Below are 12,008 nucleotides of genomic sequence, written 5' to 3'. Positions count from 1 at the left end.
GATCGTGACAGGGTTTTTGGTGGCATCCACATGGACAGGTTCGGACGGCTGGATCACGCGGGCTGGTTTCTGCGACATCGGATCGTTTCCGGTTATGGAGCGGCTCCGGCTGCAAAGCCGAACAATGCATAACCGTAGCATTGACGTTAACGTCAAAATCAACAGAAAATGTTCAAGCCTGAACGGAAATGCCTGTGCTTGCGGCCAGCCGTCGGGACAGGCTAGCCTCCGGCCATGAATGACAACGCAATCGATGCCTCCGAACTTTCCGACAACGCCGTCGTCGCTTATTTCGGTTACGGTTCGCTTGTCTGCCGCGCCACCCACCGCACCGATATTCTGGCGGCCGTGCCTGCGCGGCTTAAAGGTTGGCGGCGGCACTGGCGGCCGCGCCCCGATATGCCGGGTTTTCCGGCAGCACTTCTTTCGGTGCGGCAGGATGAGAGTTCCATATGCGATGGACTGCTGGTCTTCGACCGCATGGAGAACCTCGCAGCCGTCGACGCGCGTGAAGCGCGCTACCGGCGCATCGAGATTGCCGACGGCGATCTCGAGCTCCTCGCTCCGGCTCCATATCGATGCCTGACATATGTCTACGTCGCTGAGGACCATCTGCCGCCGCATCCCGAGCCGCCACGCATATTGCGGTCCTATCTCGATGCCGTACTGCTGGGTTTCTTGTCCGAGCATGGCGAAGAAGGGTTGGCGCGTTTCCTGATGGAAACCGAAGGGTTCGAGGTGGGCATCCATGATGACCGAGCTGAGCCGATCTACCCGCGCGGGGTCAGCCTCGACGACGCGCAGCGGCGGCGGTTCGACGGCGTACTTTCAGGTCGCGGCTTGATTGCGGTCGAATCGCAGACGAATGCGGGGTAGAATAAACATTAGCTCTAGTGTAAGGAGCCGCGTTCCCGAAAAACCGGGCTCCCTGCGGGCGTAGGCCGCCCGCGCATGATGTAATGGGTGCGACGATGACGACGAAATGGTCCCCGAATTCCTGGAGAAACAAGCCGATCCAGCAGGTTCCGGCTTATCCGGACGCCGCTGTGCTTGCGGAGACCGAACGGCAGCTCGCCACCTATCCGCCGCTGGTTTTTGCAGGTGAGGCGCGCAAGCTGAAGCGCCAGCTCGCGGCCGTCGCCAATGGCGAGGCCTTCCTGATGCAGGGCGGAGACTGCGCCGAAAGCTTCGCCGAGCATGGTGCGGACAATATCCGCGACTTCTTCCGCGTCTTCCTGCAGATGGCCGTGGTGCTGACCTATGGCGGCGCCCAGCCTGTGGTGAAGGTCGGCCGTATCGCCGGCCAGTTCGCCAAGCCGCGCTCATCCGACAACGAGACCAAGGGCGACGTGACGCTGCCGAGCTACCGCGGCGACATCATCAACGGTATCGAGTTCGACGAGAAGTCGCGCATTCCCGATCCCGCGCGCCAGGAGATGGCGTATCGCCAGTCGGCGGCCACGCTGAACCTGCTGCGCGCCTTCGCGCAGGGCGGCTTCGCAAACCTCGAGAACGTGCACAAGTGGATGCTCGGTTTCGTCGCCGACAGCCCGCAGGCCGAGCGCTACGAGGCGCTGGCGACGCGCATTTCCGAGACGATCGACTTCATGCGCGCGGTCGGCATCACGGGTGACAGCCATCCGGCGTTGCGCGAGACGGATTTCTACACCAGCCACGAGGCGCTGCTGCTCGGCTACGAGGAAGCGCTGACCCGCATCGACTCGACCTCCGGCGACTGGTACGCGACCTCTGGCCACATGATCTGGATCGGCGACCGCACGCGCCAGCCGGACCATGCGCATATCGAATACTGCCGCGGCATCAAGAACCCGCTCGGCCTCAAATGTGGCCCGTCGCTGACGCCGGACGGGCTGATCGAGCTGATCGACCTTCTGAACCCGGAAAACGAGCCGGGCCGGCTGACGCTGATCGCGCGCTTCGGCGCCGATAAGGTTGGCGACCACCTGCCGAAGCTGGTGCGCGCCGTGCAGAAGGAAGGCCGCAAGGTCGTCTGGTCGTGCGATCCCATGCACGGCAACACGATCACGGCCGCCGGCTACAAGACGCGGCCCTTCGACCGTATCCTCAAGGAAGTGCAGAGCTTCTTCGAGGTGCATCGCGCCGAGGGCTCGCATCCGGGCGGCATCCATATCGAGATGACGGGCAAGAACGTCACCGAATGCACCGGCGGCGCGCGCGCCATTCGCGACGAGGAACTGCAGGATCGCTACCACACCCATTGCGACCCGCGCCTCAACGCCGATCAGGCGATCGAGCTGGCTTTCCTGGTGGCGGATCTGCTCAAGCGGAAGAACGCTGGCGAGGCTCCGCGACAGGTCGTCAACGGTTGATCGACCTGCCTTCATGACAATCGGACGGGCGCCTTTCGGCGCCCGTTTCCGTATCAGGCTAGGGGGCGAAGACTTCGATCGCCTGGGGTAGCACCTTGAAATGCGCCGGGGTCGAGGTGACGATCTCGCCATCGGCATTCACCGGCATTTCAGTGTCCGTTTCCACGTCGAATTCGATGCAGCGCGCGGTGCGCACCTCGCTCCATGCGCCGTGCGTGCCGGAGCGGAACGAGCGCATCATCAGCGCGAGCTTCCAGACGTTCTTCATTTCGAGGCTGTAGAGGTCGAGATGGCCGTCGTCGATGCTGGCAGAGGCCTCGATCACGTTGCCGCCGCCGTAATGGCGACCGTTGCCGACCGCGATCTGGTACGTGGACGTCTCGATCTGCTGGCCTTTCTCCGTGATCCGGGCAACGAAGCGGTCGGCCTGCCGCATCACCCGAGCGGCGGCGAGCGCGTAGCCGAAACGGCCGAAGCGCCGCTTGAGGGCGGGATCGAGCCCACGCGCGAGTGCGGCGCTGAGCCCGATGCTGGCAACGTTGAAAAAGGCGTGCCCGTTGACGGTGCCGACGTCGATACGCCGGGTCTGGCCGTTCGCGATGACGTCCGCCGCCTGCGCTAGGTCGACAGGAATGTTCAACGTGCGGGCAAGGTCATTCGCCGTTCCCATCGGAATGATGCCCAGCGGCAGCCCGCTCTCGACCGCTGCGAGCGCCGCAGACGAGACAGAACCGTCGCCGCCACATACGATCACGAGATCGGCGGTTTCGCGCAGGCGCACGATGTCGCGCGCGATTTCGGGCAAGGCCTCGAAGGATTCCACAGTCACCGAAAGCCCGCCAGCCTCGAGCCTGCCGGTTACCGGGCCGATGGCCTCGCTACCGCGCCTTGCCTTCGGGTTGACCAGCAGCAGCGCTCTTTTCGTCCCGTCTTGCATGGAGATACGACCATTTGGATTGCGCGTCGCACATAGGCAGGTGAAACGGGCATTGCGATGCCGCGCCGGGCGAAAAGCGACGTTCTTCCGTTAATTCTTGGTAATGTTGCGCTGCGTGATGCTGATCGTGTTTCGCTGAAAGAGGCGTCAAAATTCCGCGATGTTCCGTCCGATGGAGTCATGCGAGATGGGGCGGGAACAAAGCAGGGAGGAGATCATGAGCGAAACCCATACAGGCGCGTGCCTTTGCGGCTCCGTGCGATTCACCGCCAGGGGATCGTTGCGCGGCGTCGTCTATTGCCATTGCTCGCAATGCCGCCGCCAGACCGGGCATTATTACGCGGCGACCAACGTGTCGAACGAGAACCTGGAAGTCACCGGCGACGAAAATGTGAGCTGGTATCGTGCATCGGACTTCGCGCAACGCGGCTTCTGCAGGACCTGCGGCTCGGCGCTGTTCTGGAAACGCGACGACGCCGACTATGTCTCCATCATGGCAGGCAGTTTCGATGCGCCGTCCGGCCTGGAGGGCGAGGTCCATATCTTCGTCGCCGACAAGGGCGACTATTACGAGATCGCCGACGGATTGCCGCAGAGAAGCTAGGCGTGCGGGTTTAGGTGCGACCGTGAACGCATCGTTGATCGGCGTTCATCATTGCTGAACGAAGAGTCGCTGGTGCCGCATCTGCCGCCGGATCGTGCAGGGGCGTATATGATGGGAAAGGAGATTTCCCATGGCTTCGATGCCCACGCTCTTCATCTCTCATGGCGGCCCCGACATCGTCATCAACGACAGTGCAGCCCGCGACTATCTCGAAACGTTGTCGGAGCACCTGCCGAGGCCCAGGGCGATCGTGATCGTCTCCGCCCATTTCGAGACCGACGGCGTCGCCGTCGTCACCGATCCGGCGCCGGGAATGATCTATGATTTCGGTGGCTTCGCACCGGAGCTTTACGAGATGGTGTACCCGGCACCGGGCGAGCCGCGCCTTGCCGAGCGCGTGTTTGCGATGCTGGACGAGGCAGGCCTGGAGCCGAGCCGCCTTGCCGAGCGGGGATATGATCACGGCGCATGGACGCCGCTCAAGCTCGCGTTTCCGCAGGCCGATATTCCGGTGGTGCAGGTTTCCGTCGATGCTTCGCGCGATGCGGCGTGGCATTATGCGCTCGGTCGCGCATTGGCGCCGCTGCGCGAGGAAGGCGTGCTGCTGATCGGCTCCGGCCACATCACCCACAACCTGCGTGAACTGTTTCCGGTGATGCGCGGCGGCAAGCAGGCCGATCCCGAACTGGCAGCTCATGTCGATGCCTTTGTCGAGTGGTTTGCCGACAAACTGGCGGAAGGTAACCGCGATGCATTGCTCGACTGGAAGGCGCAGGCGCCGTTCGCCAGCGAAAACCACCCGACTGACGAGCATCTGATGCCGATCTTCTTCGCATACGGTGCGGCCGGCGAGGCGCCCCACGCAGAGCGCGCCCACGCGTCCCGCCAGCTCGGGTTCTTCGCCTACGATTCCTACCTGTTCCATTGATGGCAGGCTGTTCGCCGGGCATCGCTTTGGCTATGAGAAGCCGAAAGCGACAATTCAAGAACCGGCCTGCCGATGGAAAGACTGATCAACGCGACGAAGAATTCGGCCCGGGCTTGGGGGGTCCTTATCCGCCATGAAGCCGCTTTCCGCCTGGAAACGATCCTTCTCGGCGTTGCTTTGCCGGTTGCTTATGTGATCGCAACGACTTGGCGCGGCTTCGCGCTGCTGATCGGCGTCATCCTGTTCGTGATGGTCGTTGAAGTGCTCAACACGGCGGTCGAAGCGGCCTGCGACGCCTTTTCGCGTGAATTCAACACCGACATCCGGCTTGCCAAGGACTGTGGTTCGCTGGCGGTCGCGCTGTCACTCGTCATCGCCGGAGGTGTCTGGCTGCTGGCCTTGTGGGAGTGGATCGCCGGCGCGCCGGTTTGAGCATTTAACGCTTGCCGCGTCTGGAGAAATGATGTGCGGCAAGACCGGCGGCAACGGTGGTGGCAAGCCCTATCGCCAGTGCGGCGAGCAATCGCTGGTGGTTTGCGAGCTCCTTTCCGAGGAAATGTTCCACGCCCGCTCCGAACAGGTAGCCCGCGCCAAGAAACACGATGGCCCAAAGCGCTGAAGAAAGCGCGTTCACGGCGGCGAACTTGCCGGCGGGGATCGAGGAAAGACCTGCGGCTATGCCGCCGACAAGGCGAAAGCCATAGGCATAGCGGTTGAGCATCACATAGGCGACCGGCCGCTTGGCGATGAGGTCCAGCGCACGGCCGAAGCCGGGGCGCGCTGCCAGCCGCTGCACGAACGCATATGTGCCGAACCGTCGGCCGGCGAAGAAAAACAACGTATCGCCGAGGAAGGCGCCGGCAAAGGCCGCGAGAAATGCGCCCAGTGCCGGAAACACGTGCTGGTGCACGAAAAAACCCGCGAGCACCGCAGCACTTTCGCCTTCCGCGACGCAGCCGAGGAAGACGGCAAGCAATCCGTATTTCTCGATCAGCAGATGGATCGTCTCGGTCATTCGTCGGTTTTCCGGCCTGTCATCAGCGTCTCCAGTCTCTCCAGCCTTTCAGCGATCGCCCGGACTTCCGAATGCATGGCGACGATTTCGCTCTGCCGCAGGGCATCCATCTTTTCGTGCAGCGCCATGATCTCGATCTCGGCCTTGAGGTTGACCTCATAGTCATGCGCTGCATCGAGCCGGTCTCGCTCGGTCTGCCGGTTCTGCGACATCATGATGACGGGAGCCTGGATGGCGGCAAGCATAGAAAGCACGAGGTTGAGGAAGATGAACGGGTAGGGATCGAACGCGTCACGCGTGAGCAACCACGTGTTGGCAAGCGTCCAGACAAGCAGGAAGGCCAGAAAGCTCAGGATAAAGCTCCATGAACCGCCGATCCGTGCGATCGCGTCTGCCAGTCTCTCGCCGAAGCCGGCATGGTCGGCAATATGCCGGTTCTGGTCTCTGGCCAGCGGACGCCGGGCCGCGGTGCTTTGAAGAACACGGTGTTCGGCGTCGCCGAGCTTTTTGCCCGGGAACCAGCGTGACGCAAGTTCCTCGACTGTCTTTGCCATGCCCATTCTCCTGCTTGGCTGGAACGTTCCGGTGAAGCATGATCGCAACGATTCAGGGAGGCCGCCATGCTTTCATTCAAATCTATCCGCGCCCGCGCGGCAGACCGCAAGGGCGGTGATGAGGTGCTGGATTCTCTGCTGGGGCCGGTGCCAGACAATGCGGCACTCGCGGCCGTGCCGGACGACCGCATCCTGTCCACCATGGCCAGTCGCGTGTTCTCGGCCGGCTTCGTCTGGTCGGTGATCGAGCAGAAATGGCCGGGCTTCGAGGAGGCGTTCCTCGGCTTTGAGCCGAAGCCGCTTCTGTTTCAGCCGGAAGACTTCTGGCACGATCTGGCGAGCGACAAGCGCATCGTGCGCAACCCGCAGAAGATCAAATCGGTTCGCGACAACGCAGCCTTCGTCGACCGCGTCTCGGCCGAGCACAGCGGGTTCGGCAAGTTCCTGGCGGATTGGCCGGCCGACGACCAGGTCGGGCTGACGGCGTATTTCGGCAAGCACGGCAGCCGACTTGGTGGCAATACAGGGCAATACCTGCTGCGCTGGCTGGGTTGGGATACGTTCATCGTCTCCAGCGACATGGCCGCTGCCATGCGTGATGCCGGGCTGGAGATCGCCGAAAGCCCGACTTCCAAGAAGGACCTCGCAGCCATTCAGGCGCAGATGAATGCCTGGGCTGCGGAAACCGGTTTGCCGCGCGCCCACATCTCGCGCATTCTTTCGATGTCGATCGGGCCCAATCGATCGGTGGAAGAGTTGCGCGGCTATGTCAGCGACTAGGCTGCCCCTGCGCCATTGCGATGCGGCAACCGCCGCGCTACAGGCTTTTGCATGACCAGCAAAGCTCCAGACATCCTCCGCATCGCCGTTGCGCAGCTCAATCCGGTCGTCGGCGACGTTGCCGGCAACCTCGCCAAGGCCCGCGAGGCGAGGGCGGATGCAGCCCGCCATGGCGCGGACCTCGTCTTCTTTACCGAGCTCTTCATCGCCGGCTATCCGCCGGAGGACCTGGTTTTGAAGCCGGCCTTCGTGGCCGCCTGCGAACGTGCTGTCGCGGAATTCGCTCGGGATACCGCCGACGGCGGGCCGGGGGTCATCATCGGCACGCCGCTGCGTCGCGACAGCGGCCTGCACAACGCCGTCATGGTGTTGGACGGCGGCAAGGTCGTTGCCGAACGCTACAAGCTCGATCTGCCCAACTACGGTGAATTCGACGAGAAGCGTGTGTTCCAGTCCGGCCCCGACGTGCCCGGTCCGGTCAATTTCCGCGGTATCCGGCTCGGCATTCCGATCTGCGAGGACATCTGGGGCGAGCTTGGCGTCTGCGAGACGCTGGCCGAGAGCGGCGCCGAGATGCTGCTGGTGCCGAACGGATCGCCCTATTATCGCGGCAAGGTCGATGTTCGCCATCAGGTCGTGCTGAAGCAGGTCATCGAGACCGGCCTGCCGCTGCTCTACGCGGCGCAGCTCGGCGGGCAGGACGAACTCGTCTTCGACGGTGCAAGCTTCGCCTTCAACGCCGACAAGTCGCTGGCCTTCCAGATGAGCCAGTTCGAGGAAGCGGTCGTCGTCACGACCTGGAAGCGGGAAGCAGACGGCTGGCGCTGCACCGACGGCCCGATGTCGAAGATCCCGGAAAAGGAGGAGGCCGATTACCGCGCCTGCCTGCTGGGCTTTCGCGACTATGTGAACAAGAACGGCTTCAAGAATGTCGTGCTCGGCCTTTCGGGCGGCATCGACTCGGCGATCTGCGCGGCGATTGCGGTCGATGCGCTCGGCGAGGAGCGGGTGCGCTGCGTAATGATGCCGTATCGCTATACCTCGAAGGATTCGCTGAAGGACGCCGAGGATTGCGCGCGCGCACTCGGCACCCGCTACGACATAGTGCCGATCTTCGAGCCGGTCGATGGCTTCTCCAACGCGCTCGGGCAGATGTTCGCGGGCACCAAGGAAGGCATCACCGAGGAGAATTTGCAGAGCCGCGCGCGCGGCACGATCCTGATGGCGATCTCCAACAAGTTCGGTTCGATGGTGGTCACCACCGGCAACAAGTCGGAGATGTCGGTCGGTTACGCCACGCTTTACGGCGACATGAATGGCGGCTTCAATCCGATCAAGGACCTCTACAAGATGCAGGTCTATGCGCTGGCGCGTTGGCGCAACGACAATGTGCCGCCCGGCGCGCTCGGCCCCTCGGGCGAGGTGATCCCGCAGAACATCATCGACAAGGCGCCGTCGGCCGAGCTGCGGCCGGACCAGACCGACCAGGACTCGCTGCCGCCATATCCGGTGCTGGACGACATTCTGGAATGCCTCGTCGAAGGCGAGATGGGCGTCGACGAGATCGTCGCGCGTGGACACGACCGCGAAACCGTGCATCGCATCGAACATCTGCTCTACATCGCCGAGTACAAGCGCAGGCAGGCCGCCCCGGGCGTGAAGATCACCAAGAAGAACTTCGGCCGCGACCGCCGTTATCCCATCACGAACCGGTTCCGAGATCGGAGCTGACTGTAAATGGTTCGCGCGCGGGCCGTTGACGGTTGCAAGAAATTCTCAGCGTGATTTTTCGCGACCATTCCCCGATAGATTAGCGGAAACGCAACGGTTTCGTGCTTGATACGGACAAGTACGATCGCGAGGGAGGTTGCTCGTTGCCTGTCGCTGTCGGCCATCGACAAATCTACGGATCGTTTCGCGAGGCGATGCTCGCTGTCAGCATCGTCATGGCCGCGGTTTTCGCAGCGTCCCTCTTCGGCATACTCACCCGTCCCGTCGGCTTCCTCGCTGCGTTCTGGCCCGCGAACGCGATCCTGTTGGGGCTGATGGTGCGTTATCCGCGGTTCTCCACCCCTTGGGGCTGGGCCGGCGCGACACTTGGCTATCTGGCTGCCGACCTGCTGACCGAGGGCGATCTGGGCCTCACCATCTGGCTGACGATGGCCAACCTTATCGGCGCGATGACCGGCGTCCTGCTTTATCGGAGGCTACGAGAGGAGGACCGCCGTCTGCGGCGGCCGCAATCGGTGCTCTTTCTTTTCGCGGTGTGCGTGGCGGCGGCGGCGGTTGCCGCGGTGGCAGGCGGCGGCGCTGCAAGGATCGTCTTTGGGCGCGACTTCCTCAGCGGGCTGGAATTCTGGTTCGTCACCGAACTTGTGAACAATCTCGTCGTCCTCCCATCGATCCTGACCTATCCGGGCTGGCTGGCGGTGCGCCGCGAATTGTCGGGGATGCGGGCCGATTACACGACGTTTCTGCACAAGGTGGCGCCGGTGGTGGCGTTGGTGCTTTCGGCACTCGCCGCTTCGTTTGTCGGCGGGCCTGGAGCGTTAGCGTTCCCTGTACCTGCGCTTTTATGGTGCGCCCTGTCATACAGCGTCTTCGCAACTGCTGTCCTGACCATGGTTATGGGCGGCTGGCTGCTGGTCGCCGTTTCGACCGGAGCGGTGCAGATTCCCGCCGTCGCCGACTTCTTCTCGGCGTCGACATCAGTCCGCCTGGGCGTAGCGCTTCTGGCGCTTGGGCCGCTCACCGTTGCCAGCATCAATTCCGCCCGAACGGAACTGCTGGCACGACTCACCTACACAGCCAGTCATGACTCCCTTACTGGCGTATTGGCCCGTCAGGCCTTCATGTTGCTCGGGAGACAACTTGTCACGAGGAGCCAGGCTGCACCCATCTCCGTTCTGATGCTCGACGTTGACCACTTCAAGGAAGTCAACGACCGCTTTGGCCATGCTTTTGGAGATAAGGTGCTGATCGAGTTTTCCATGACGGTGAGCGACAGCTTGCGCCCGACAGACCTGCTCGGTCGCACCGGCGGCGAGGAATTCGCCGCGGTGCTTCCGGATACGGGACTGGCGAGCGCCGAACGCATTGCGGAACGTGTCCGCAGGGCAGTGGAGGGCACGATTGTCGTGAGTCCAAACGGGGAAGGCCACGCCGTCACCGTGAGTATCGGCGTGGCCGCTGCCGAAAAAGGTGATAGCAGTACTCTCGAAACACTTCTTTCAACCGCAGATGCTCGGCTCTATCGCGCCAAGGCTGAGGGCAGGAATCGCATCGCGGCCTAGCGGGCGCTGAGGCCGGTGTACCTCAGCTTGCGCCGTTCTGGTTCTCCACGATTTCCCGCTGGTCGTAGACGTGGTCGACAAGCCCCCATTCCTTGGCTTCCTGCGCCGTGAAGAAAAAGTCGCGGTCGAGCACGCGTTCGACCTCCGCTTCGGTCTGGTTGCAATGCTGCGCATAGAGGCTCGTCATGCGGCACTTGAGTTTCAGGATGTCCTCGGCATGGCGTTCGATGTCCGAGGCCTGGCCGCGAAACCCGCCGAGGGGCTGGTGGAGGACGACGCTGGCGTTGGGCAGGGCGATGCGACGGCCCGGCGCTCCCGAGGCAAGGAGGAATGACGCCATCGATCCGGCCGTGCCCATGCAGAGCGTCGAGACCGGGCTCGTGATGAAACGCATCGTGTCGTAGATCGCAAAGCCGCTTGTCACTACGCCGCCCGGCGAATTGATGTAGAAGGAGATTTCCCGCTTGGGGTTCTCAGACTCAAGAAACAGAAGCTGCGCGCAGATCAACGAAGCGGATGCGTCGTTGACTTCGCCATTGAGGAACACGATCCGCTCGCGCAGCAACCGTGAGAAGATGTCGAAGGAGCGTTCGCCGCGCGGCGACTGCTCGACGACCATGGGGACGAGATTCATCGTTTCGCGCATCGCGCGATCCTCCTTGTTTGGATGTGAAAGGTTTTGAAGCTGCCGTCAGGCGGCCATGGCCGTCGGCGGACGGTTGGAGTTGACCGCAACCGGTATCGCGCGCTCGGCCACGCTGTGCGTCAGGCGAAAACGGGTGCGGCCGTCAGGCGCGGGTGATAGGTCTATGGTGACGACCGTATCGGGCTCGCTCGCGGTCTCGTCCCGCCATGCGTAGCGCACGCGGTTGCAGGGTTCTGCCTCGATGAGGGCGTAGCTGCGTTCACCGGCGGCGTTTTCTCCCGCGCGATCGGTTTCCAGCCATTGCGCGGCAAGCTCCGGCACGGTGAGCGCCCGCCAGACCTTTTCAGGTGCGGCGTCGAGCTCGCAGTCAACCATCACCTCGACGGTGCTGTCCGCGTCGTCCGAAAAACCGTCGGTCATTGATCCATTTCCTTGAGGAGTGTCTTGAGCCTTTCGACGCGCGTCGGCCAGAAGGCGCGATAGCGGACGAGCCAGTCGAAAAGCGGCGTCAGGCCATCAGGGTTGACGCTGTAGTTTACGTGACGGCCGGCGCGGGTTTCGTTGACGAGGCCGGCACCACGCAAAACGGCGACGTGCTGCGAGATGGCGGGTTGCGAGATCGCCAAGCCCTCGCGCAGCTCGGTCGCGTTCTTCTCACCGGCAAGAAGTCGCTCGAAGACCGCGCGACGCGTCGGGTCGGCAAGGGCGCGAAAGATGTCAGATTCGTTCATGGGTTGAGATAAGCACAGACTTATCTTTTAGGCAAGCGTCGCTTTGGCCCCCCAGGAGAGATGGTCAGTGCCATTGCGGGCCGACGAGAGTCGGATAGAGTGCGCGGCATTCCAAACGCAGGGCCCCGCATGCCCCGGCGGGGTCGGCAAAAGAGCGGCTTTCGACCCC

At 62.9% G+C, this 12,008-nt stretch carries 14 protein-coding genes; 8 read left to right on the top strand and 6 right to left on the bottom strand.

What is annotated here, in order from left to right:
- Positions 1-234 precede the first annotated feature (234 nt).
- Together ACVJNE_RS11605 and ACVJNE_RS11600 are read left to right on the top strand one after the other, a co-directional pair.
- The gene (locus ACVJNE_RS11605; RefSeq protein ID WP_499565713.1) at positions 235-876 is read left to right on the top strand and encodes a gamma-glutamylcyclotransferase family protein; all 642 of its coding nucleotides are present in this window, start codon (positions 235-237) and stop codon (positions 874-876) included.
- A gap of 95 nt (positions 877-971) precedes the next feature.
- Positions 972-2,351 (top strand): class II 3-deoxy-7-phosphoheptulonate synthase, encoded by a 1,380-nt coding sequence (locus ACVJNE_RS11600; RefSeq protein ID WP_499565711.1) that lies wholly within the window; start codon positions 972-974, stop codon positions 2,349-2,351.
- Between the two features lie 58 nt (positions 2,352-2,409).
- Here ACVJNE_RS11600 and ACVJNE_RS11595 read toward each other — a convergent pair whose 3' ends face one another.
- Positions 2,410-3,288: a lipid kinase gene (locus ACVJNE_RS11595; protein ID WP_499565709.1), complete on the bottom strand. Its 879-nt coding sequence runs from the start codon at positions 3,286-3,288 to the stop codon at positions 2,410-2,412.
- A 217-nt stretch (positions 3,289-3,505) separates the two neighbouring features.
- On the opposite strand from ACVJNE_RS11595, the gene ACVJNE_RS11590 reads away from it, so the two are divergent.
- The 3 genes from ACVJNE_RS11590 to ACVJNE_RS11580 all read left to right on the top strand — a co-directional run bounded on the left by ACVJNE_RS11590 (position 3,506) and on the right by ACVJNE_RS11580 (position 5,252).
- The gene (locus ACVJNE_RS11590) at positions 3,506-3,892 is read left to right on the top strand and encodes a GFA family protein (protein ID WP_499565707.1); all 387 of its coding nucleotides are present in this window, start codon (positions 3,506-3,508) and stop codon (positions 3,890-3,892) included.
- A gap of 130 nt (positions 3,893-4,022) precedes the next feature.
- Positions 4,023-4,820, top strand: coding sequence for a DODA-type extradiol aromatic ring-opening family dioxygenase (locus ACVJNE_RS11585; protein ID WP_499565705.1), 798 nt, complete (start codon positions 4,023-4,025; stop codon positions 4,818-4,820).
- Between the two features lie 72 nt (positions 4,821-4,892).
- Complete coding sequence (locus ACVJNE_RS11580; protein ID WP_499565703.1) at positions 4,893-5,252, top strand: diacylglycerol kinase; 360 nt, start codon at positions 4,893-4,895, stop codon at positions 5,250-5,252.
- Between the two features lie 4 nt (positions 5,253-5,256).
- Here the strand turns inward: ACVJNE_RS11580 and ACVJNE_RS11575 are convergent, their stop codons facing one another.
- Together ACVJNE_RS11575 and ACVJNE_RS11570 are read right to left on the bottom strand one after the other, a co-directional pair.
- Positions 5,257-5,835 carry a DedA family protein gene (locus ACVJNE_RS11575; RefSeq protein WP_499565701.1) on the bottom strand — a complete coding sequence of 193 codons (579 nt, stop codon included), beginning with the start codon at positions 5,833-5,835 and terminating at the stop codon, positions 5,257-5,259.
- The gene (locus ACVJNE_RS11570) at positions 5,832-6,389 is read right to left on the bottom strand and encodes a DUF1003 domain-containing protein (RefSeq protein WP_499565699.1); all 558 of its coding nucleotides are present in this window, start codon (positions 6,387-6,389) and stop codon (positions 5,832-5,834) included. The genes ACVJNE_RS11575 and ACVJNE_RS11570 overlap by 4 nt, the downstream gene beginning before the upstream one ends.
- Before the next feature lie 66 nt (positions 6,390-6,455).
- Here ACVJNE_RS11570 and ACVJNE_RS11565 point away from each other — a divergent pair, with 66 nt between their 5' ends.
- The 3 genes from ACVJNE_RS11565 (at position 6,456) to ACVJNE_RS11555 (ending at position 10,462) form a co-directional block, all read left to right on the top strand.
- A complete protein-coding gene (locus ACVJNE_RS11565; RefSeq protein WP_499565697.1) occupies positions 6,456-7,169 on the top strand; it encodes a DNA-3-methyladenine glycosylase I in 714 nt (237 codons plus the stop codon).
- Positions 7,170-7,220: 51 nt separating this feature from the next.
- Positions 7,221-8,900, top strand: coding sequence for an NAD+ synthase (locus tag ACVJNE_RS11560; RefSeq protein WP_499565695.1), 1,680 nt, complete (start codon positions 7,221-7,223; stop codon positions 8,898-8,900).
- 194 nt (positions 8,901-9,094) lie between these two features.
- Positions 9,095-10,462, top strand: coding sequence for a GGDEF domain-containing protein (locus ACVJNE_RS11555; protein WP_499565954.1), 1,368 nt, complete (start codon positions 9,095-9,097; stop codon positions 10,460-10,462).
- A gap of 22 nt (positions 10,463-10,484) precedes the next feature.
- Here ACVJNE_RS11555 and ACVJNE_RS11550 read toward each other — a convergent pair whose 3' ends face one another.
- From ACVJNE_RS11550 to ACVJNE_RS11540, 3 genes are read right to left on the bottom strand one after another with little or no spacing between them, the layout of a single operon-like run.
- The gene (locus tag ACVJNE_RS11550) at positions 10,485-11,108 is read right to left on the bottom strand and encodes an ATP-dependent Clp protease proteolytic subunit (protein ID WP_499565693.1); all 624 of its coding nucleotides are present in this window, start codon (positions 11,106-11,108) and stop codon (positions 10,485-10,487) included.
- Between the two features lie 45 nt (positions 11,109-11,153).
- Positions 11,154-11,528, bottom strand: coding sequence for an SRPBCC family protein (locus ACVJNE_RS11545; protein ID WP_499565691.1), 375 nt, complete (start codon positions 11,526-11,528; stop codon positions 11,154-11,156).
- Positions 11,525-11,839 carry an ArsR/SmtB family transcription factor gene (locus ACVJNE_RS11540; protein WP_499565689.1) on the bottom strand — a complete coding sequence of 105 codons (315 nt, stop codon included), beginning with the start codon at positions 11,837-11,839 and terminating at the stop codon, positions 11,525-11,527. The genes ACVJNE_RS11545 and ACVJNE_RS11540 overlap by 4 nt, the downstream gene beginning before the upstream one ends.
- Between the last annotated feature and the right edge of the window lie 169 nt (positions 11,840-12,008).

Source organism: Mesorhizobium sp. DxT (assembly GCF_058448885.1).
This window is presented reverse-complemented; position numbering and strand designations above follow the sequence as displayed.